Origin of the sequence: Lysinibacillus sp. JNUCC 51, assembly GCF_015999525.1 — a bacterium.
Taxonomy (GTDB): domain Bacteria; phylum Bacillota; class Bacilli; order Bacillales_A; family Planococcaceae; genus Lysinibacillus; species Lysinibacillus xylanilyticus.
In genome coordinates this window covers 4885121-4907230 of record NZ_CP065545.1, presented here as the reverse complement: position 1 = coordinate 4907230, position 22110 = coordinate 4885121, and the positions used below count along the sequence as shown (strand labels likewise).

At 35.2% G+C, this 22110-nt stretch carries 20 protein-coding genes, 1 pseudogene and 1 riboswitch; of the genes and pseudogenes, 12 read left to right on the top strand and 9 right to left on the bottom strand.

Going from position 1 to position 22110, the window contains the following annotated elements; all coding sequences use genetic code 11:
• The first annotated feature begins 118 nt into the window (after positions 1-118).
• The 8 genes from plsY (at position 119) to JNUCC51_RS23735 (ending at position 9866) form a co-directional block, all read left to right on the top strand.
• Positions 119-721, top strand: a complete 603-nt coding sequence (gene plsY / locus JNUCC51_RS23770) for a glycerol-3-phosphate 1-O-acyltransferase PlsY (protein ID WP_337990069.1) — start codon at positions 119-121, stop codon at positions 719-721.
• Between the two features lie 19 nt (positions 722-740).
• Positions 741-1031: a HesB/YadR/YfhF family protein gene (locus JNUCC51_RS23765; protein WP_337990068.1), complete on the top strand. Its 291-nt coding sequence runs from the start codon at positions 741-743 to the stop codon at positions 1029-1031.
• Positions 1032-1506: 475 nt separating this feature from the next.
• Positions 1507-3054, top strand: a complete 1548-nt coding sequence (locus tag JNUCC51_RS23760; RefSeq protein WP_337990067.1) for a spore germination protein — start codon at positions 1507-1509, stop codon at positions 3052-3054.
• Positions 3055-3068: 14 nt separating this feature from the next.
• On the top strand, positions 3069-4268 hold the full coding sequence (locus JNUCC51_RS23755; RefSeq protein WP_337990066.1) for a Ger(x)C family spore germination protein: 1200 nt from the start codon (positions 3069-3071) through the stop codon (positions 4266-4268).
• Between the two features lie 3 nt (positions 4269-4271).
• Positions 4272-4505, top strand: a complete 234-nt coding sequence (locus JNUCC51_RS23750; protein WP_337990065.1) for a hypothetical protein — start codon at positions 4272-4274, stop codon at positions 4503-4505.
• Between the two features lie 38 nt (positions 4506-4543).
• Positions 4544-6169: a GerAB/ArcD/ProY family transporter gene (locus JNUCC51_RS23745; RefSeq protein WP_337990064.1), complete on the top strand. Its 1626-nt coding sequence runs from the start codon at positions 4544-4546 to the stop codon at positions 6167-6169.
• Positions 6170-6430: 261 nt separating this feature from the next.
• Positions 6431-7909: a GerAB/ArcD/ProY family transporter gene (locus JNUCC51_RS23740; RefSeq protein ID WP_337990063.1), complete on the top strand. Its 1479-nt coding sequence runs from the start codon at positions 6431-6433 to the stop codon at positions 7907-7909.
• Positions 7910-8132: 223 nt separating this feature from the next.
• The gene (locus tag JNUCC51_RS23735) at positions 8133-9866 is read left to right on the top strand and encodes a GerAB/ArcD/ProY family transporter (RefSeq protein WP_337990062.1); all 1734 of its coding nucleotides are present in this window, start codon (positions 8133-8135) and stop codon (positions 9864-9866) included.
• Between the two features lie 96 nt (positions 9867-9962).
• Here JNUCC51_RS23735 and metA read toward each other — a convergent pair whose 3' ends face one another.
• Positions 9963-10898: a homoserine O-acetyltransferase MetA gene (gene metA / locus JNUCC51_RS23730; protein ID WP_337990061.1), complete on the bottom strand. Its 936-nt coding sequence runs from the start codon at positions 10896-10898 to the stop codon at positions 9963-9965.
• 156 nt (positions 10899-11054) lie between these two features.
• A riboswitch (SAM riboswitch) is annotated at positions 11055-11165 on the bottom strand.
• A gap of 194 nt (positions 11166-11359) precedes the next feature.
• Between metA and JNUCC51_RS23725 the strand changes: the two genes are divergently transcribed.
• On the top strand, positions 11360-11731 hold the full coding sequence (locus JNUCC51_RS23725; RefSeq protein WP_337990060.1) for a nucleotide excision repair endonuclease: 372 nt from the start codon (positions 11360-11362) through the stop codon (positions 11729-11731).
• Between the two features lie 73 nt (positions 11732-11804).
• Here JNUCC51_RS23725 and JNUCC51_RS23720 read toward each other — a convergent pair whose 3' ends face one another.
• Positions 11805-12587 carry a TrmB family transcriptional regulator gene (locus JNUCC51_RS23720; RefSeq protein ID WP_337990059.1) on the bottom strand — a complete coding sequence of 261 codons (783 nt, stop codon included), beginning with the start codon at positions 12585-12587 and terminating at the stop codon, positions 11805-11807.
• A 125-nt stretch (positions 12588-12712) separates the two neighbouring features.
• Here JNUCC51_RS23720 and JNUCC51_RS23715 point away from each other — a divergent pair, with 125 nt between their 5' ends.
• The 3 genes from JNUCC51_RS23715 (at position 12713) to JNUCC51_RS23705 (ending at position 14522) form a co-directional block, all read left to right on the top strand.
• Entirely contained in the window at positions 12713-13486 is a 774-nt protein-coding gene (locus tag JNUCC51_RS23715) for a TSUP family transporter (protein ID WP_337990058.1), read from the top strand.
• A gap of 271 nt (positions 13487-13757) precedes the next feature.
• Complete coding sequence (locus JNUCC51_RS23710; RefSeq protein WP_337990057.1) at positions 13758-13970, top strand: hypothetical protein; 213 nt, start codon at positions 13758-13760, stop codon at positions 13968-13970.
• A gap of 243 nt (positions 13971-14213) precedes the next feature.
• Positions 14214-14522, top strand: a complete 309-nt coding sequence (locus tag JNUCC51_RS23705) for a hypothetical protein (protein ID WP_337990056.1) — start codon at positions 14214-14216, stop codon at positions 14520-14522.
• 27 nt (positions 14523-14549) lie between these two features.
• On the opposite strand, the gene panF is transcribed toward JNUCC51_RS23705, so the two are convergent.
• From panF to JNUCC51_RS23670, 7 genes and pseudogenes are all read right to left on the bottom strand, one after another.
• A complete protein-coding gene (panF, locus tag JNUCC51_RS23700) occupies positions 14550-15995 on the bottom strand; it encodes a sodium/pantothenate symporter (protein WP_337990055.1) in 1446 nt (481 codons plus the stop codon).
• Positions 15995-16258 carry a YhdT family protein gene (locus JNUCC51_RS23695; protein WP_337990054.1) on the bottom strand — a complete coding sequence of 88 codons (264 nt, stop codon included), beginning with the start codon at positions 16256-16258 and terminating at the stop codon, positions 15995-15997. Before JNUCC51_RS23695 ends, panF begins: the two co-directional genes overlap by 1 nt.
• A 310-nt stretch (positions 16259-16568) precedes the next feature.
• A pseudogene (locus tag JNUCC51_RS23690) lies at positions 16569-17093 on the bottom strand (transposase); the annotation flags it as partial.
• Positions 17094-17459: 366 nt separating this feature from the next.
• Positions 17460-17909, bottom strand: a complete 450-nt coding sequence (locus tag JNUCC51_RS23685; RefSeq protein WP_337990052.1) for an HTH domain-containing protein — start codon at positions 17907-17909, stop codon at positions 17460-17462.
• 282 nt (positions 17910-18191) lie between these two features.
• Complete coding sequence (locus JNUCC51_RS23680; RefSeq protein ID WP_337990051.1) at positions 18192-18704, bottom strand: hypothetical protein; 513 nt, start codon at positions 18702-18704, stop codon at positions 18192-18194.
• A gap of 1327 nt (positions 18705-20031) precedes the next feature.
• On the bottom strand, positions 20032-20400 hold the full coding sequence (locus JNUCC51_RS23675) for a hypothetical protein (protein ID WP_337990050.1): 369 nt from the start codon (positions 20398-20400) through the stop codon (positions 20032-20034).
• Between the two features lie 227 nt (positions 20401-20627).
• Positions 20628-22094: a class I adenylate-forming enzyme family protein gene (locus JNUCC51_RS23670; RefSeq protein WP_337990049.1), complete on the bottom strand. Its 1467-nt coding sequence runs from the start codon at positions 22092-22094 to the stop codon at positions 20628-20630.
• Positions 22095-22110: the final 16 nt, after the last annotated feature.

Here is a 22110-nt window from a genome sequence, read left to right as displayed (position 1 = left end):
TTCAAGATACACTAAGAAATCTCCTTCATGACATTGTAGATTATACAGAAAAAGTGTAGAATTATTGATACATATTATTAGTACCAAGTAATAATCAATGAATGAAAGGAGTCCAAATATGCTAAATGGACTTATTATTTTATGTGCTTATCTAATCGGCTCGATCCCTTCTGGGTTATGGGTAGGCAAAATTTTTTATAAAACTGATATTCGTCAACATGGAAGTGGTAATCTAGGTGCGACAAATACTTTTCGTATTTTAGGAAAAAAAGCAGGAATAGTCGTAACGATTATGGATGTCTTAAAAGGTACAGCAGCCGTTTTACTCGTAGCTCTTCCTATATTCTCTGATGTCTCTATCCACTCACTAATACTTGGACTAGTAGCCGTAATCGGTCATATGTTCCCGATTTTTGCTGGTTTCCGTGGAGGAAAAGCGGTAGCAACATCAGCAGGAGTTCTCTTAGGATATTCATGGCCTCTATTTGTCTTACTATTTATTGCTTTTATTGTAACATTAAAAATAACGAAGATTGTAAGTTTAACTTCAATGATCGCCGCTTTAGTAGCACTTATTTATTCAATCGTTTATTATTTTGTTACAGGCGACTTTGCGCTGGGCATTTTAGTAGCTTGTTTATTTACCTTTATCATATACCGTCACCGAGCAAATATAGCACGCATTAAAAACGGTACTGAACCAAAGGTGAAATGGCTGTAACAAAGAGAGGAGCATTCTAATGAATATCGTACTAACAGATGAAGCCCTACAATGGTTTAAAAATGAGATGGAAGTAGAATCCGGAGATACTATTCGTTTTTATGCAAGATACGGTGGTTCCAATCCTTTTCACGAAGGCTTTTCTCTTGGTATGACACGAGAAGAACCAATCAACATTGGTGTAAAGACAGTTATTGACGATGTTACCTACTATATAGATGAAAAAGATTTATGGTTTTTCAATGATCATAGTTTATATGTAAATGTGGATTCTACAAATGACGAATTAAAATATGAGTATAAAAAATAAAGCAGTGTTTCCTTTCGTTCATACGAAGGGAACACTGTTTTTTTTATCAATTATGCCTCGGCATAATTGTGTCCAGAATCGGCTTTGTGCTTAGGCTTGCAAATGTTTTATGTGCGAAAGCGCAGCGGCAGCAACAAATGTTTTTTGTGCGAAAGCGCAGCGGCAGCAACAAATGTCTTTTGTGCGAAAGCGTAGCGGCAGCAAAGTGTTTTTTTCTGTGCGAAAGCGAAGCGACAGCAACAACAGGATGTAGGTCAGATAGCCGTTATCGCATGGAAGCGATGATTTTAGGCTAACATCCTTTTAAGAACTCCTTTCCGATTCAGTGACATCCGCCGTAGACTTTAACTTCTTTCGGCGGTTGTTTGGAAACCCACCCGCTGAAAGAAGTTAATTGAATTCTATTCCAACCTTGGTTTATCTTCTCTCAAAATTGTACATTCTATAGTTATGTAAATCTTGAGGAGGAATGAAAATGTCTATTTCTAAAATTACTGATACCTCCCAAAACCACGACGAACTGTATAGTTCTCTTTCTCAAAATTTGAAGATAATTAAAAATGCACTCGGGAATAGTGATGACCTGATCATACGAGAAATTACCGTTGGAAAAGCTGAAAAATATGCGTTCGCGATCATCTATGTAGATGGCTTAACCGATAAGATAAGCATTTCTGAATCTGTAATTGATAAACTAATGCTTGATATTGAGGCAAGTCAGGAGACAGAAACAGACAAGATTATTCGCTATTTAAGGGATTCTTGTTTAACAGTCGGCGATGTGAATGATATTTTCAATTTTTCAACACTATACAATTCGATTTTGAATGGTGATACGGTCATCTTATTAGATGAATCTTCAACTGGTATCGTGACAAGTACAAAAGGTGCTAAAGATAGGGCTGTTATGGAGCCTTCAACAGAATCGGTCATTAGAGGTCCAAGGGAATCCTTTACGGAAACATTGCGTACAAATACGGCTCTAATTCGTCGGAAAATTAAAAGTCCTAATCTATGGATTAAGTCCCGTATTGTCGGTGAAGTAACAAAAACAGATGTTGCTGTTATGTATTTAAATGACATTGCGAATGAAAAAATAGTTGCAGAGGTTCTTTCTCGATTAGATCGTATTAATATTGATGGTATTTTAGAAAGTGGCTACATTGAAGATTTCATTCAAGATTCCAAATTCTCGATATTCCCTACAATTTATAATTCAGAACGACCTGATGTTATTGCTGGTGAAATATTAGACGGAAAAATTGCAATTCTAGTGGACGGTTCACCGTTTGTCTTAGTTGTACCAGCTCTATTTACATCCTTTTTACAATCTGCTGAGGATTATTATCAGCATTGGATGATTAGTTTCCTTGTACGTATATTAAGGTTTTTCGGAATTAGCCTAGCTTTGGTGGCACCATCGCTTTATGTAGCTATCACCACCTTCCATCAAGAAATGCTACCAACTCCTATGCTGATCAGTGTTGCATCTCAACGAGAAGGAGTCCCCTTCCCCGCTGTTGTAGAGGCACTCATTATGGAGGTTGCATTCGAGGTGTTACGAGAAGCGGGTCTTCGAATGCCTAGAACCATTGGACCAGCTGTATCCATTGTTGGAACATTAGTGATCGGTCAAGCTGCCGTAGAAGCTGGAATTGTATCAGCCGTAATGGTTATTATTGTAGCATTAACAGCCATTTGTAGCTTTTTATTCCCCGCTTATGGCTTATCTAATACCGTTCGTGCTCTTCGTTTTCCATTAATGATTTTAGCATCAATTGTTGGATTGTTTGGTGTAATGTTAGGCCTTATGATCATCATCCTACACATGTGCAGCATACGATCTTTCGGTGTTCCATATTTAAGTCCATTCGGCCCATTAATTTTACAAGATCAAAAAGACGCGCTAGTGTTGTTCCCTCGTAGAGCATTATTGACTCGACCACGTTTAATTAGTCAAAAAAATACTGTCAGGGGTCATAAATATTTTAATACGAAAAAAAGGAATCAATCGAATATGTAAATGAGGAATAAACCATGTCAAAAATTAAGGCGATATGTTTACTAATGATTCTTTCTTTGCTTTTAAGTGGTTGTTGGAGTAAGCGGGAACTCAATGAATTAGCGATTGTGGCAGCATTAGGAATAGATAAAGTAGATAATGAATTTAAAATAACTGTTCAAGTTGTGGTTCCTGGTGAAATTTCCTCTAAACAGCCTTCTTCAGGACGATCACCAGTTATTACCTATCACTCAACAGGTGCGACGGTCTTTGAGGCAATTAGAAAAATGACAACAGTAACAGCTAGAAAACTTTATTTTGCTCATCTTCAAATAGTTGTGCTCGGAAACCAATTGGCAGAAGAAGGAATTAACGAATCGTTAGATTTGATTTCAAGAGATCATGAATTCAGAAATGATTTCGAAGTTATCGTTGCCCATGAAGCAACTGCCGATGAAGTTTTAAATGTATTAACACCTATCGAAAAAGTACCCGCTAATAAATTACTAAATTCTCTAAAAACGTCAGAGAAAACTTGGGGTACAACCGAATCCATTAAAATTGATGAATTAATCAATACTATAAATAATAAAACAACAAGTGTAGTCATTTCTGCCATTGAAATAGAAGGGAATAAAAGTGTTGGAATGGAGCAAACGAATGTTAAACGATCGAAATCTCCTGTGCTATTAAAGTACAAGGGCTTAGCTGCTTTTAAAAAAGGTAAACTCATTGGGGTTTTAACGGAAGAAGAGAGTAAAAGCCTAAGTTTTATAAGGGACAAAATACAAAGTACAATTGAAATTCTTGCTTGCCCCAAAGGAGATACGTTAGCAACAGAGATTACGCACTCGAAGACGAAAATAAAAGGTAAATTTGAACATGGGGCTCCCAAAATCGAAGTTCTTATAGATGTTAACCAAAATGTTGGAGAAGTTCTATGTAAAATAGACCTTACGAAAGAAAAATCGATTCACCTCATAAATAAAAAAACAGAAGAACTTATAAAAAAACGAATCGAAGAAACAATCCGTTCAGTTCAGCAAAATTACAGGGTCGATATTTTTGGTTTTGGTGAAGAACTTCATCGCACAAATCCCAAAGAGTGGAAAAAAATTAAAAAAGACTGGCTAACGATATTTCAAGAACTACAAGTGAAAGTTGATGTACATGTCAACACAGAAGGAGTAGGAACGATGGAAAACTCATTAGTGAGTAAGACGAAGGGAGAATAAGCCATGATTATGACGATATTCATACTAATAATTTCAGTTGTTATTGCCTTTGTCTTCATTCCAAAATTAAAAAAAAATAAAGAAACGAAAACGATTGTTATTTTTTCGACTTTTTTATTGATCGGCGCTGCATTAAATATTGCGGTCTCATTAAAGGTAAAAATTCCAAGCCCCCTTGATTTGATTACCTTTATTTTTTCACCTATTAAAGATTTAATCGTCTCCCTAACAAAATAATAAGAAACTTTATGTTAAGAGAAAGGGGTATCGTTCATATGGAAAAAGAAATAATTAGTTCAAGACAATTTATGATCATTACCCTTCTCTTTTCAATTGGGACAGCCATTCTATTTCTCCCTGCTAGTGTAACAATCGAAGCAAAGCAAGATGCATGGATTGCAGCTATCATTGGTGTCGTTTTAAGTTTACCATTATTAAAGCTTTTCGTTGCTTTCGGAAATAGAACACCCACCCTTACATTTGTAGAGGCTAATGAAAAGATATTAGGTCGTTTTTTCGGAAAATTTACTTCGATTGGCTTTATTCTTATATCCCTTCTTTCTGCAGGTGAATTATTATATTTCATTGGATTATTCATGAGAACGGAAATTATGCCAGAAACACCTACGATGGCTTTTGCATTTCTGTTCAGTATTATAATTATTTATGCTGCATTTCTCGGAATTGAAGTTTTTGCCCGTTCTGCAGAAATATTATTTCCTATATTTATGTTAATTTTTATTTTCTTTGTAATTTGTATTTCACCATCCATCAAGATTGAAAATTTACAACCAATAATGGAAACGCCAAAAAAATCAATATTCTTTAGTATGATTCGATTTATAAGTCTTTTTTCATTCCCACTTGCTGTATTATTAACGATTTTCCCTTCCGCAGTTAACGTCCAAAAATCTGCACAAAAAGGTTTTTACATTGGTTCAATTATTGGAGGGATTGTATTAGTTACTATCATTACACTGTGCATCCTTGTCCTAGGTCCAGAAAATACTGCTACTAGGACATTTCCAAGTTATTCATTAGCTAAAAGAATATCAATCGGGAATTTCTTGCAGCGTATTGAAGTTATTTTGGCAACGATGTGGATTATATCAATTTATATTAGAACTTTTATGTATTTTTATGCTGCGGTTATTGGTATCGGACAACTATTTAAAATCAAAAATCATCGCCCGCTCATTTTTCCACTCGGAATGATTATCCTTGGACTTTCACAAATTGTTCATCCTAATATCATTCATTCAGATATTTACAATAGAGACACATGGCCTATATTTTCCTTCGTTTTCATGGTTTTTTTACCACTAGTTTTATTAATAGTCGCGAAGATTCGTAAAATTAATGGTGATCAAGGAAATAATACGCAAAGTAATTGTATTACACAGAATGAAAGTAGTAGTAATAACGGAAATGTTACTCAAGGTACAGGTAGCAATAATAACGATAATTCTTCACAGAGTAATAGTAGTAGCAATGGCGGAAACGATACACAAAGTGAAAGTAGTAGTAATAACGATAATTCTACTCAAAGTGACAGTAGCAGTAATGGCGATAATTCTACTCAAAATGGAAGTAATAGTAATAACGATAATTCTACTCAAAATGGAAGTAGTAACAATACCGGCAATACTACTCAAAATAGTAATAGTAGCAACAATGTCGGTAATTCTACTCAAAATGAAAATAGTAGCAATAATGTTAATTCTATTCAAACTGATAGTAGTAACAATAGCGGTAATTCTACTCAAAATGAAAATAGTAACAATAGCGGTAATTCTACTCAAAATGAAAATAGCAACAATAGCGGTAATTCTACTCAGAATGATAGCGATACCGGCAATACTCCAAACAGTGAAAAAAATAAAGAGTCTCCAGAAAATTAACAGCATAGTGGCATAAAAAATGATGACCCTTATCATTTCATAGTCATCATGGAAGAAGACAATTGAAATTCTTGCTTGCCCTACAGGAGATACTTTAGCAACAGAGATTACGCACTCAAAATACCAAAATAAAAGGTAAATTTGAAAATGGAGCTCCCAAAATCGATATTCTTATAGATGGTAACCATAATGTCGGAGAAGTTCTATTCTCCCTCAAAATAATAAAGAACTTAATGTTAAGAGATAAGGGGTATCGGTCATATGGAAAAAGAAATAATTAGTTCAAAACAATTTATGATCATTACCTTTCTCTTTTCAATAGGGACAGCCATTTTGATTATCCCTGCTAGTATAACAAGTGCAGCAAAACAAGATGCCTGGATTGCGGCGATCATTGGTGTCGTTTTAAGTTTACCCATAGTAAAGCTTCTCGTTACTTTAGGAAAACGGACACCTACCCTCACATTTGTAGAGGCTAATGAAAAGATATTAGGTCGTTTTTTCGGAAAATTTACTTCGATTGGCTTTATTTTTCTATCCTTACTTTCTGCAAGTGATTTATTATTTATGATTGGCATTTTCATGAAAACAGAAATTATGCTAGAAACACCAACGATGGCCTTTGCTTTTCTATTCTGTATTATCATTATTTATGCAGCGTTTCTAGGAATTGAAGTTTTTGCCCGTTCTGCAGAAATACTATTCCCTATGTTTATTTTAATTTTTATTATTTTTGTAGTATGTATTTCACCTTCCGTCCAATTAGAAAATTTACAGCCAATAATGGAAGCTCCAGCAAGATCATTATTTTTTAGTATTATTCGATTTATGAGTCTTTTCTCATTCCCGCTTGTCATACTATTAATGATTTTCCCTTCTGTTGTTAATGTCCATCAATCAGCACAAAAAGGTTTTTACATTGGCAATATTCTTGGTGGGATTGTCTTAATTGCTATCATCACACTGTGTATCCTTGTCCTAGGTCCGGCAAATACAGCTTCTAGGACATTTCCTAGCTATTCATTAGCTCAAAGAATTTCAATCGGGAATTTTTTGCAGCGTATTGAAGTTATTATGGCAACAATGTGGATAATATCAATTTATATAAAAACTTTTATGTATTTTTACACTGCGGTCATCGGCATCGCACAAATATGTAAAATTAACAATCATCGACCGCTTATTTTTCCACTAGGAATGATTATCCTTGGACTTTCGCAAATTGTTCATCCTAATATCGTTCATTTGAAAGTATACGACAGAGATATCTTTCCAATTTTTTCATTCATTTTCGCGATTTTATTACCATTAGTCTTACTACTTGTCGCGAACATTCGCAAAATTAACGGTAATCAAGGGAATAATACAAATAGTAATTGTAGTATACAGAATGAAATTGGTAGTAATAACGGAAATGCTTCTCAAGTTGCAGCTAGCAATAATAACGTTAATTCTACACAGGATGAAAATAGCAGTAATAACGATAATTGTACTCAAAATGCGAGTAGTATTAATAACGTTAATTCTACTCAAAATGTAAGTAATAGTAATAACGTTAATTCTACTCAAAATGTAAGTAATAGCAATAACGTTAATTCTACTCAAAGTAATAGTAGTAGTAATAGCGAAAATCCTTCACTGAGCAAAAGTGATAACGCTTCAAGCAATTCTACACTGAATGATAGTGATACCGGCAATACTCCAAACAGTGAAAAAAATAAAGAGTCTCCTGAAAGTTAACAGCATAGTACCAACGCCTATGCTAATAAATGAGCATCTCAACGAGAAGGAGTCCCTTCCCTGTCATATATCATGGAGATTGCCTAAAGGTGTTAAGAAAAGCGGGTCTTCGAATGCCCAGAACCAACTAGACTTGCTTACTTTTATTTTTTTACGAAATAAAGATTTAATTGTCTCCATGACAAAATAATAAGGAACTTTTAAAAAAAGGGGTAATGTTCATATGGAAAAAGAAATAATTAGCTCAAGACAATTTATGATCATTACCCTTCTCTGTTCAATTGGGACAGCTATTTTAATTAGCCCTGCTAGTGTAACAAGTGTAGCAAAACAAGATGCCTGGATTGCAGCGATCATTAGTGCCGTTTTAAGTTTACTCTTAATAAAGCTTTACGTTACTGTAGGAAAACAGACACCTACCCTTACATTTGTAGAGGCTAATGAAAAAATATTAGGTCGCTTTTTCGGAAAAATAACTTCGATTGGCTTTATTATTCTATCCTTTATTTCTGCCGGTGAATTATTATATTTCATTGGCATTTTCATGAAAACAGAAATTATGCCAGAAACACCTATGATGGCCTTTGCTTTTCTGTTCAGTATTATCATTATTTATGCAGCATTTCTCGGAATTGAAGTTTTTGCCCGTTCTGCAGAAATACTATTCGCAATGTTTATTTTAATTTTTATTGTATTTGTAGTTTGTATTTCACCTTCCGTCCATATGGAAAATCTACAGCCAATAATGGAAACACCAGCAAAATCACTATTCCTTAGTATTATTCGATTAATGGGTATTTTTTCATTCCCACTTGTCATATTATTAATGATTTTTCCTTCTACTGTTAATGTCCATGAATCAGCACAAAAAGGTTTTTACATTGGCACAATTCTTGGAGGGATTGTCTTAATTGCTATCATCACACTAGCTACCCTTGTCCTAGGTCCGGAAAATACTGCTTCTAGGACATTTCCTAGCTATTCATTAGCCCAAAGAATTTCAATCGGGAATTTTTTGCAACGTATTGAAGTTATTATGGCAGCCATGTGGATAATATCAATTTATATTAAAACTTTTATGTTTTTTTACGCCGGGGTCATCGGCATCGCACAAATATGTAAAATTAAAAATCATCGACCGCTCATTTTACCATTTGGATTGATTATCCTTGGACTTTCACAAATTGTTCATCCTAATATCATTCATTCAGATATTTACAATAGAGAGACTTGGCCTATTTTTTCCTTTTTTTTCGCAATCTTATTACCATTAGTTTTACTACTTGTCGCGAAAATTCGCAAAATTAACGGTAATCAAGGAAATAATACACAAAGTAATTGTAGTACACAGAATGAAAGTGGTAGTAATAACGGAAATGCTTCTCAAGTTGCAGGTAGCAATAATAACGGTAATTCTACACAGAGTGCTAATAGCAGTAATGGCGGAAATGCTTCTCAAAATGTAAGTACTAGTAATAACGATAATTCTACTCAAACTGATAGTAGTAGCAATCCTGGAAATGCAACACAAGGTGAAAGTAGTAGAAATAACAGTAATTCAGCCCAGAGTGCTAGTAGCAGTAATGGTGGAAATGCTTCTCAAAAATTAAGTACTAGCAATAACGATAATTCTACTCAAAGTAATAGTAGCAACAATGCCGGGAATGCTACTCAAAATGAAAGTAGTAACAATGCTGGTAATGCTACTCAAAATGAAAGTAGTAACAATGCTGGTAATGCTACTCAAAATGAAAGTAGTAACAATGCTGGTAATGCTACTCAAAGTGCAAGTAGTAACAATGCTGGTAATGCTACTCAAAATGAAAGTAGTAACAATGCCGGGAATGCTACTCAAAGTGCAAGTAGTAGCAATATCGAAAATCCTTCACAGAGTGATAGTAGCAGCAATACTACACAGAGTGATAGTGATCGGGATACCGGCAATACTTCAAGCTAAGATAGAAATAAAAATTCATCAGAAAATTAAACAGCATAATGTTAAAAATGATGACCCTCAAATATCAAGGTCATCATTTTATTAATTGCTACAGTGTTAAATATGATATTCAATCTCATCAACGAAATCCCATTCGTATGGTGTTTCTTGGTAAACATAGTAGTTCAACCAATTCGAAAATAATAAATGTGTATGGGCACGCCATGAATTAATCGGTTCATTTTCTGGATTATCATGTGGGAAGTAATTTACAGGTACCTCAATATCTAATCCTTTCGCAACGTCGCGACTATACTCATCGGCTAAAGTTGTCGCATCATATTCAAGATGGCCAGTAATCATAATGTTTTTATTATCCTTAGATTGCACAATGAAAACTCCAGCATCTTCTGAATAAGAAAGTAATCGTAAATCAGGATGGCTTAGTACTTCATCAATTGATACAGATGTATAACGTGAATGTGGTGCCGTAAATAAATCACTAAAGCCACGGACTAAATCCACTGTTAAATCCGTAATGACATGAGAATATACACCTGAGCATTTAGCAGGAAGCCCAATTTTACCGATACCGTAATGATGGTATAACGCTGCTTGTGCACCCCAACATATATGTAAAACCGAAGTTACGTTTGTCTTGGACCAATCCATAATTTCTGAAATTTCCTGCCAGTAGTTCACTTCTTCAAAATCCATTTTCTCTACTGGTGCACCCGTAATAATCATGCCATCATAGCGGCGATGACGAATTTGATTGAAGGTCGTGTAAAATAACTGTAAATGTGATTTACTGACATTTTTCGATTCATGCGTAGCCGTATTTAAAAATGTAATATTTACTTGTAAAGGTGTATTCCCTAATAAACGTAGTAATTGCAGTTCTGTTTTTTCTTTTTCCGGCATTAAATTTAAAATTAATATATTTAACGGACGAATTTGTTGAGTTTTTGCTCTGTCCTCTTCCATAACGAAGATTTTTTCCTCACGTAAATGTTCTCCAGCTGGTAAGTTTTTCGGAATATTAATTGGCATCTTGCATTCCCCTCTCAATAATTTTTCTCTGTTAGAATCAATTAGTGCCTTAAGATCAATGCACGGGCCCTGCGCAAAGCTCAAATATCAAACGATAAATTAAAAAATCCCCCTCATTCCATATGAGATAGAATGAGAAGGATTTTTCCACGTTCACTCTTATCTCTCAAAGGATAAATCCTTTGCTGGAATTAGCACCTTTCTAACTTTAGTTAGAGGTTGCTGAAGCGTCATCGGGCCAAATCCCTCAACTTCTCATGATAAGATTATTTAATTAAAAAGAATTGTAACATGAACAATTAAGAATATCAATAAAACATAGAATATTTTGTTATTAACTATGCATGTCATTATGTAATTTGTTAAACACTAATTCTGAAGGGAACTATGTTTATTCTATGGTAAACATGCTGTAATTATGTTAACATATACCTTTAGTAACAGAGAGGAACGTGAATAGTTTGATTAATATTGAATTTCCAAAACCAAATGTGGTTATTCGCCAACGCGAACAAGATTTAAAACCAGGTGATGTACCAATTACACCGTACCACGGTTTTATTGATTTCCATAAAATCACACGTGAAAACGGTGGTATTTTCTTATTCTATAATGAAGAGAATGAGTTATTATTTGTCGGTAAAGCACGTAAAATTCGTCAACGTATTAAAAAACATTTTGAGGACAATGTGTCACCAATGAAAAATCATCGTGATGAAGTTTTCAAAATTGAAGTGTACGAAGTAGAAGATCCAATGGAACGTGAAATTTACGAAACGTACGCGATCAATAAATTCCGTGCTAAATACAATGTTGATAAAGTTTTTTATTAATATTTAACGAAAAAAAGAATCTGCTTGCCCTCTGTAATGTACAGGACGGCTTGCAGATTCTTTTTTTATACTTTCATTCTAAGAAAAATGCTTTACGTTCTTTAGTAATCCATTCCTCAAGTTCCGTATCATCGCTCTTTAACAGTCGATTGACAAGCACGTCATGCCATATATAATCCTCTAATAAATATATATGAACAGGATCATTTGTAATAAAAGCCGTTTCTTGATTTGACGGAGAGTGACCATAAATCATTTGCTTGCCATCTATCGATAAAATAAACCAATGAGGTGTAGACGCATTCTTTGTATAGCGAGTGATACGGTGTTGATCAATGGAAGCTATATGGTCCTCTACATACAAGGTAATTCCATGAACAGGAATATGCTTCGCGACCTCATGTATATCTTCTCGCAATTCTTCATACATATCTTCCCACATCGATAATATAACTTTTTTCTGCGCTTGTTTTAATAATGACTGACAATAATTGACGATTGCATCTTTCCCTTTTAGCGTGACAACCTTATGCTCCGCTTCCTGCTCTTTTATCTCTAATTTTTCTAATTGATCACTAATCGACGTAAAATTCGATTGCCAACGTTGCTGAATTTGTTGTAAAAACACAGCGACAGGAATGGAAGAGTATGTCGTTTGATCTGCCGTTTCTTCTTTCAGTACTAACCCTTTTTCAACAAGTACATCAAGTATGTCGTATATTCTTGCACGTGGGATACCGGAATTTTTACTTACTTGATAGGCACTCACATGACTATTTTGGACGAGTGCAGTATAGGCCTTTGCTTCATATTCTGTGAATCCCAGTTCTTTTAATTGGGCGATTAATAATTCCATCGAATCCCTCCATTACCTCTATTATAAGTTAAGGCCATGAAGATAAGCCAACGAAAAAATTAATCTTTACAGTTCTATAGAATTTAGTTACTATTTCAGTAGTAACTATTTAAAGAGGTGTAAGCATGCTATTTGAAGTAGATTTAAATGTAGTTATATTATTAATATCTTTTGGATTTTTAGCCGCCTTTGTAGACGCAGTCGTAGGAGGTGGTGGATTAATTTCATTACCTGCCCTTATGTTTGCTGGTTTAAATCCAGCGGCGGCCGTAGCGACCAATAAACTTGCCGGTACAATGGGAGCATTGACATCAACCATTTCCTTTTATCGCTCTGGTCAGCTAGAAATTCGTTCGGTTATCAAGTACTTTCCATTAGCATTTGTGGGATCACTTTTCGGAGCTTGGACTGTGCATTTAATCAATCCTGAATTACTAAAACCACTAATGCTCATAATGCTTGCAGCCGTTGCAGTCTATACAATCTTTAAAAAAGATTGGGGTTCAGTAGCTGCAGTCAAAAATTTAAAGTTTACACACTTAGTTTTATTCATGCTATTGATATTTAGCATTGGTTTTTATGATGGATTTCTTGGCCCAGGAACTGGCTCATTTTTAATTTTTAGCTTTTTATTAGTCGGCTTCGATTTCTTAAAGGCAGCAGGAAATGCGAAATTTTTAAACTTAGCAAGTAATTTAGCAGGTCTTTTAATGTTCGCCTACTTAGGTCAGATTCATTATGTCTATGGTTTACTAATGGGTATCGCACAAATTGCCGGTGCACTCGTTGGCTCACGTATGGCGATTAAAAAAGGTAGTGGCTTTGTCCGCGTATTGTTTATTTTCGTAACGATTACGTTGTTAACTAAAAATGCGTATGATTACATAGTTCTTCATTAAAAAACGCCGTAGATTCTTAGCTCTACGGCGTTTTTGCTTTCTTTGGGTGTTCGTTCCTTCATATGGGAGAGGTGTATCCGTCGGTTCGAGGGTTCTTTCCGTCGGTTGAGTGATTCCTTCCGTCGCTTCAGGGGGTTCTTCCGTCGCTTCAGTGATCATAGCCGTTACCTCGAGGGTTCTTCCGTCGCTTGAGTGATTCTTTCCGTCGCTTCGGGGGTTTCTTCCGTCGCTTCAGTGATCATAGCCGTCACCTCGAGGGTTCTTCCGTCGCTTGAATGATTCTTTCCGTCGCTTCGGGGGTTTCTTCCGTCGCTTCAGTGATCATAACCGTCACCTCGAGGGTTCTTCCGTCGCTTCGGGGGTTTCTTCCGTCGCTCGAGAGGTTCATTCCGTCGCTTTGAACGTTCTATCCATCAATTCAGAGATTCTATCCACGACTTCGGACGTTCTATCCATCTTTTCGGAGTTCTATCCACGACTTTGAACGTTCTATCCATCTTTTCGGAGTACTTTCCGTCGCTTGAGTGATTCTTTCCGTCGCTTCGGAGGGGCTATCCGTCACTTGAGTGATTCTTTCCGTCGCTCCGGAGGGTCAATCCGTCGATTCAAGTTTTATCCATCATTTCAGTGATTCTACCCACGACTTTAGACGTTCTATCCATCTTTTCGAAGGTTCTATCCACGACTTTGGATGTCCTATCCGTCGCTTCGAGGGTTCTTCCGTCGCTTGAGTGATTCTTTCCGTCGCTTCGGGGGTTTCTTCCGTCGTTTCAGTGATTCTTTCCGTCGCTTCGGGGGTTTCTTCCGTCGTTTCAGTAATTCTTTCCGTCGCTCCGGAGGGTCAATCCGTCGCTTCAGTGATCATAGCCGTCACCTCGAGGGTTCTTCCGTCGCTTCGGGGGTTTTTTCCGTCACTCCAATGGGTTCTTCCGTCGTTTCAGTGATTCTTTCCGTCGTTCCGAAGGGTCTATCGGTTCTATCCATCTTTTCTAACGTTCTATCCATCTCTTATTGTCTACAATATAAAACGCCGTAGATTTCTATCTCTACGGCGTTCTCTTAATTAGATAAATAATTTTTCATTTTTAAATTTATGACTTGTTAATAAGCTAACAATAACGAAAATGAAAAAGGACGCGACAATTGGAATTGTAACGGTATGCATGCCAAAGACAGAAGGATAAAAACGATCAATGATGATATATAAGGTCATACCCGAAATCATTGACGCAATCGCACCATATTTGTTGGCCTTTTTCCAATATAGTCCTAATACGACGGTCCAAATAAAGACTGCCTCAAGTCCGCCAAAAGCAAATAAATTAAGCCATACTAATAAATCTGGTGGATTTAGTGCAAAAACGATTACTGCTAAACCGATCACTGCTGTAACAATAAAACTTGCACGCTTGATTTCTGTATCATTAGCTGTTGGCTTTATATAATTTAAATAAATATCTTTTACGACTGTCGAGCTTACAAGCATCAGTAGTGCATTCACTGTAGACATCGTTGCTGCCATTGGTGCTGCTAAGACAACACCTGCTAAAAATGGCGGTAAAACCTTTAATGTCAGCAGTGGCATTACTTTATCACCAATTTCAATACCTGGCATCACTGGTCGTGCTAAAACACCAATTAGATGCATCCCAAACATGATTGTCCCAATGGCAATAGTGCCAATGATAATGGCTAAATGCATGCTTTTTGAATCTTTATAGCTCATTGCACGAACTGCGATTTGTGGTAGCCCCACAACTCCGACACCTATCAAAATCCAAAATGTAGAAACGTATAATGGCGTTAATTCACCTTCTGCTCCAAATGGAGACACAAGATTTGGATTCTCAGCGACAAGTGAAGCCATAATATTATCGATTCCTCCACCAGCGATGATTGTCCCAATTAATAAAATAATTGTCCCGATAATCATAATTGAGCCTTGCACTGTATCCGTCAATGCAACAGCGCGGAAGCCCCCTATAATTACATAAACTAATACGGAGATTGCAAAAATAAAGAGTGCAGTTGTGTAGTTTAAGCCTGTTAATGATTCAATTAAACGAGCACCACCTACCCATTGTGCCATCATTGCAGAAAATAAAAAGATGATAATACTAATGGCGGATAGGATGACTATAGCATGACTCTTATAGCGTTCTCGTAAAAAGTCTATTAACGTGATGGCTTGATAACGTCTTGCGATAATAGCAAATTTCTTCCCTAAAATCATCAAAACAAAATAACCTGCAGGAAGCTGAGCCATTGCAAGTAATACCCAGCCAAGCCCTTTCGTATAAGCTACACCTGGACCACCAATAAAGCTACTTGCGCTTCCATACGTAGCGATCATTGTCATAGCAAGGATGAAGCCTCCCATTTCACGACCACCGAGGAAGTATTCCTGTAAAAATGAATTGGAAGAGCGTATATGCTTATTTGACCAGATACCAATACCAAAGATGATGACTAAAAATAATAGCAGTGGAAAAATAACTTGCCAATGCATTATTGATCCACCTCCTCATCGTCAAATGGTACCTCTTTGAAAAAGAGTTTCATGACGATCCAGATTAAAATAATCATGAAGCCTGTCCCTGCAATACAGCTATAGAAAAACCATGCAGGGAAACCGAATACATACTTATAGTTTTTTGGATCACCAGAGCCTAGTCCATAGGCAAAGCCGTACCAAATGGCAAAGTTAACGATAACAAGCCCGATACCGATAAGCGCCTCTCGATGCGCAATTTTAAAGCGTTGATCTTTCAAAATAAAGTCCCCCTAACCTACTCTATTTTACTGATATGTTCGTATTATGGGAACCTTTGTGAGAAAAATAAATGTTTGATTAAAATAAGATTTAATTCTTTGCTTTTCTCTCGGGACATTATTTAAATTATTCAGATTATTTAGCATAGCCACTACAAAAAATGAAGGTAAAATGAAAAGGCATGAGTCCAGTAAAATACGAGGGCACTGAAAAACTTGCGTTTTTTTATAAATAAATTCGTTTTAGAGAAAGATAGGCCACTTTTTGTTCAATTTTGAACAGGAAACGCCCTATTTTTTTACCTATTTATTACCCTTTGCCATTCAGAAGCTTCAAGATTCTTTTTAGATTGACAGCGAATATCGTCGTTGCTCCCTGAATTCGCATGCCAAATGAACCCGCAGCAAATGCTTGATCGTACCCGTGTTTATTTTTTAACTCACTATTTTTTTGCTTCGATTTTATAACGTTCTCGAGCTAAGCGTTTAAATTCTTCTGTTTCTTGAAAAGCTTGTGGTCTAAATGTTCCTCTGATTTAATGGCAACAGAATAGGTTTTAGCTATTGCATCTTCTTTAAAACATCCTTCTCTGAGTGGACAGACCTTACATTTTTCAACGTCAAAAAAATAAACCATTCTTACACTTGCTCCTGGATGTGAATCTGGTTTTTTACTTTTTCTATTTGCTAAATGTCCTGCTGGACATACAAATAAACTTGCATCTTTATTAAAGTCAAATCCTTTTCCGTTTGCTCGCCTATTTTGAGTAATCATTGGATTTAACTTAGATATCAGTTGAATGCTTTGTTCTTTTGTATAAAGTAAATTGTTTTTCTTCCATTTTCTAAACAATATTTTGTTTTCAATTCTTCTAAAATGAATGGGAAATCCACTAGTTCGTTAATTTGACGAAGCATATTACTTTTGGCACGACAATATCGTAAATGGCCATATATGGACTTAAGTTGAAAGTCACTTGGTTTGAAATCATTGGGAACACCACCTGCAATTAGTCTCTCAATTATAAATTAAAAAGGCGAGGTATTCGACGATTGAATCGTCGAATACCTCGCTAAGTGGAACCAGATGAAGTTTTTCAGTGCCCTCGTAAAATACTGAACTCATGCCAGACAATTAGCTGCATAATAAAAACTCTACTTTAATGGGTCCTACATTAGGTGCTCTTTTTAATTTTTATAATTATTTGTGTAAAATAAAATGAAGAAAGATAATATTTACACATATTTTTAATTCTATATCTCTATCAAGTAATGTTTTTTTTCTAAAATCTATTAGATCTTTTTCTTCTACATAAATGATTTTAGATAAACTTTCTGTTGTTAACATGTAATCAGTTAGCAAATCATTCAATATTAATATTACTCTTTCTTTTACATTGAAATTTTCAAATCCAAAGTTTAACATTGTTAATTTATTATCAATTTCTTCGGACTTTTCATTTGTGATGATATCTGAATCATTCATTAAGTTTCCTATCTCGCTTACAGATAAATTTAATAATTTGGATAGTTGTTGATTATTTAAATTAAATTTTTTAACTAATTCTAGAGTTTGATCTTTAAGGTAGTCATATTGTTTTGAGTGATTAGATACAGCAAATAATTCCACTTCATTCTCATAATCTTCCATTATATCACACCTCGTCATTTATTTGTTAATCACAATATAGTATATGATCCCCTTAAAATAAATGCAAAGGGCCTAAAATGATATTTTAAATTTTTCTTCTTTCAAAGAATACAAAAAACTAGGACAATTGATATTTCAATTTTTCATAGGTAATGATCAGACTGGTAGAAGTCAAATTTGCTCGGATTGTTCAAAAAAATATGGTTAGTATTGAAAATAAATAGTATAACTCTTTTCATCATGATGCATTCTTTTTTATTAACTTCAATAATAATTTAATAATTATTTTTTATAAATCCACATTATACTAGCCCCAGCGAGATTAGAACCATAACCCGTTGTAGTAGTAACAGTACCAGTTAATGTGGAACGGAATGTATGACCATTAAGTTGAGCAATTTGAACCGATCCACTTTTTCCAGAAAGTTGTTTTCTGCCTTGTGATAAACCACTTGTTAAGTCCGTTGTAACTAATGCTCCAGAAAAAGATTTAAACTTATAACCTTTATTCATAACCACTTGGTAACTTATCAAATTAGTTTTATCAACACCGAAATTCACTTTAGCCACTTCTTTCGCTGCAGCAAAAGTTTCGTTTTTTTCATCCTCAGAATTCTCTGTATCCTCTTCAAACACTAAAACATTATTATCTTCATAAATCGGAACACTAATTGTTGTTTGGAAATCTTCTGAGTATTCCTCGGTTTCTAAATATTCTTCAGCTCCAGCACTATTTATTGGCATAAATCCAATAAATAGTAATATCGTTAAAACTAATTGAAATAAACTCTTCAATTTCTTACCCTCCCATAAAATGTGTATTAATCACATGAATTATTTAAAATTTAATTTTAAATATATTAAAGATATTGAAGTATTGTTAAAGTGTAGCGATAATACCATCATGGATACTTGTTACAGTGCTATCGTAGTCAAGTATTCCATTTAATTAGCTTTGGTCTTGCTTTTACCCGGGTATGAAAAAAGCATATCATTAGCTATAAATATTTAAAAATCAATTTTTGACATAAATTGAACAAAAATTGATAAAAGTCAGAAAATTATTTACTACTTTCTAATATGCGAATCTTCGAAATTGCAATATGAAACTGTTGCTAGGACAACACTTAAGGTCTTTTGAGAAATTAATGATATCAGTGATGATACTACTAAGAAAAAAAGGAAGTCTAGTAAAAACTAGACCTCTACATTTAATTTGAGGTATTAAAATTCTTTAGAGAACCCAATGCTACTAGTCTATTAAAGTTCAAAATCAAGTTTTGTTAATAATTGAACAAAACTTGATAAAAGTCTGAAAATCATCTACTGCTGTCGATATAAAACAAAGTTGTACTGTTTAAAATAAAGTCGCACTATTAATAAAACTGTACCCGGTATGATATACACTTTGAAAAGAGTCTATCCGATAGGGTACTTTTGTTTATAATGAGAAAGCGATTATTTATACTGAGGAATTTTAACGTCATTTTATTGCAGAAAATGAAAAAGAAAAATTCACAAGAACGATTTCTGAAGAGGCAGGTTTAGATGTTGAACTGATTAGTTTGAAGCGCATTAGTACAGCAGGAATGCATAGGCGTGCAGCTTATTGTACAACTGGAGTAGCTAGTCTACAAGATGCACGTAAAAAACGAACCCAGGTCTTCCGATAGAAAGAGAATTAAGTTTAGACAGAAAGAATTGCACGAAAAATATGCTAAAGAAAATAGAATGACTTAGTCAAATAGGAAAAACGGGAAATCGAAAAGCATCGATTTCCCGTTTTTCTTTTAATATCAGCTCGTTTTATTCCCAGTCTCTAGTGCTCAAAAATCTTTCTCTCCTTTCTTACATTAATTAGGAATAATATGTATAAAATATAAACCATTTTCATTAAACATGATTCTATAAATAGTTTCAATACAATATCAATAAATTAACAATTTTAATCAATATAGGTTTCTAATGAGCAGTAGGAAAGACTGTACAATCACAATGTAGGGTTGATTTCCGTTCCCCTTAGGGGCGTCGAGGCAACAAATGTTTTTTGCGCGAAAGCGGAGCGGCAGTATATGTTCTTCAAAAGGATTACTATGATTTCTTATTAAAGCTCCTGATAACTCTATTTAGTTATTGAATGTTCATCAATCGCTTGAACAGCTAGTTTCAACGCTTTAATTCTTCTTTCTAAAAGCGTTCTTTGAGGGCTACCGACCTTTGACTTCATATATATGGTCTCAATTGATGGTAATAAACCAGCGAGAACATTTCGCGATTTGGCTAAATCTTCTAGGGTACAATGATGGGGGCTTTGATTCCAAACGTTTTCTAGCATTGCTAAACCAATGCATACAGCTTTGAGTCGTTTCTTTACTAAGGTAGTATTTGCGCCTTTCTCGGTCATCTGTGACAAGGCATTTTCGAGTTTGCGGATTGTCGATTGTAAAGACTTTATTGACTCTAATTTTTCTCCATTTGTTACGTTTTCCATTGTAGTACTGCCCTTTCTTCATTTATTCTTTGATACTGAATATCGTTAAAAATCTGATTTCACTTGCAATATTTTATCATAATTAGACAGGAGATTCTCAACAATCTTGCGCAGTTGAATAGAGTCTTATATCCATTTATCTCCATCTTTAAGAGACTTCTTCGAATAGAGAATTAAGGAAACAATTATAGAAACAAAAAAACGCCTGAATCTCCAAGCGTTCTTTGTTATTTCGCAGCTTTCGCATATATTTGTAATGCTTTTTTATCAATTTTCCCGACACTTGTTTTTGGCAATTCATCGATGAACATAATCTTTTTTGGAATTTTATAGCGACCTAGATGTTTGCTACAGATTTCTTTGAGTTCTTCTAATATAGTATCTTGCTTATCCTGACAAACGATAATAGCTGCCACTATCTCTCCCCAATATTCATCTGCTACTCCAATTACCGCAACTTCTTGCACTAACTGATGGCGCAAAATACATTGCTCTACCTCCTGAGGATAAACATTTTCACCACCAGAAATAATCATCTCTTTACTGCGACCGACAATATAAAAGTCACCATCCTCATCCATCATGGCTAAATCGCCGGTTTTTAACCAACCATCATGAATGATTTTTTCAGTCTCCTGCTGATTATTCCAGTAAAACCGAAACATATGCTTTCCTCTAACAAAAAGCTCTCCTACTTCGTTTGGCGCACAGCTTTCTCCTACACTATTGATAATTTTAGCTTCATTGAATTGCATGCTCTTTCCGACGGCCCCTTTTTTCAAATAGGCTGCCTCTGGAGAAATATAAAAATTATTCGGCCCCGCTTCTGTTAAGCCATAGCCCTCTTTAAAAAATAGCCCCTTCTTATAAAAAGCATCATATATTGGATACGGGCATGGTGCACCCCCTGATAAAAAAACTTTCACTGAAGGGAAGCTGCTGTTCTTAAAGTATTCCGTCGCAATCATCGCTTGATACATCGTTGGAACAAAAAGCGATATCGTAGTCTTGTACTGATTAATCGCCTTAAGAGCGTTTTCTGCCTCAAACTTATCACCAATTACAACTGTACCGCCAGTCATTAGTAGCGGTATACATAAGGCATTCAAACCTCCTGTATGAAACAACGGCATATAATTTAACGTACAATCACTATCACTCAAACCCCAGCTAATAATTGTATTAATGGCGTTCCAATTCACAGAATTAAAGGATAGTACAACCCCCTTTGCCTTGCCAGTTGTGCCCCCTGTATAAATCATTAACCAAGGATCATTAAGATCTACTTCTCGAATGCTGAGAACTGCTCCTTCATTAACTAAACGAAGAGAATGCATATTTTCGAAAGATAAAGGGCAATTCATCTCTTCATCGTAAAGCAGTAAAGAAGGCGTAGCATCTATCAAAATATCATTTAATTCCTTCGTACTCATACGCCAATTTAATGGAACGTAGATAAGTCCTCTTAATCCGCAGGCGAATAAAACAGCAAAAAGATGGATGTGATTTTTCGCAAATACGGCTACACGACTCCCAGCCTGCAGATTTTGATGCTCAAAAAAATGACTCCATTTTGCAATTTCCTCAGTTAACTGCTGATAAGTCCACTGCTCCTTTGTTTCTAGGTTCACCAATGCTAGACGTTTAGGTGTTAGCGATGCACGTTTTAAAATCCAGGATTGCTCTACAAACATCTTGAAAGCCTCCTTA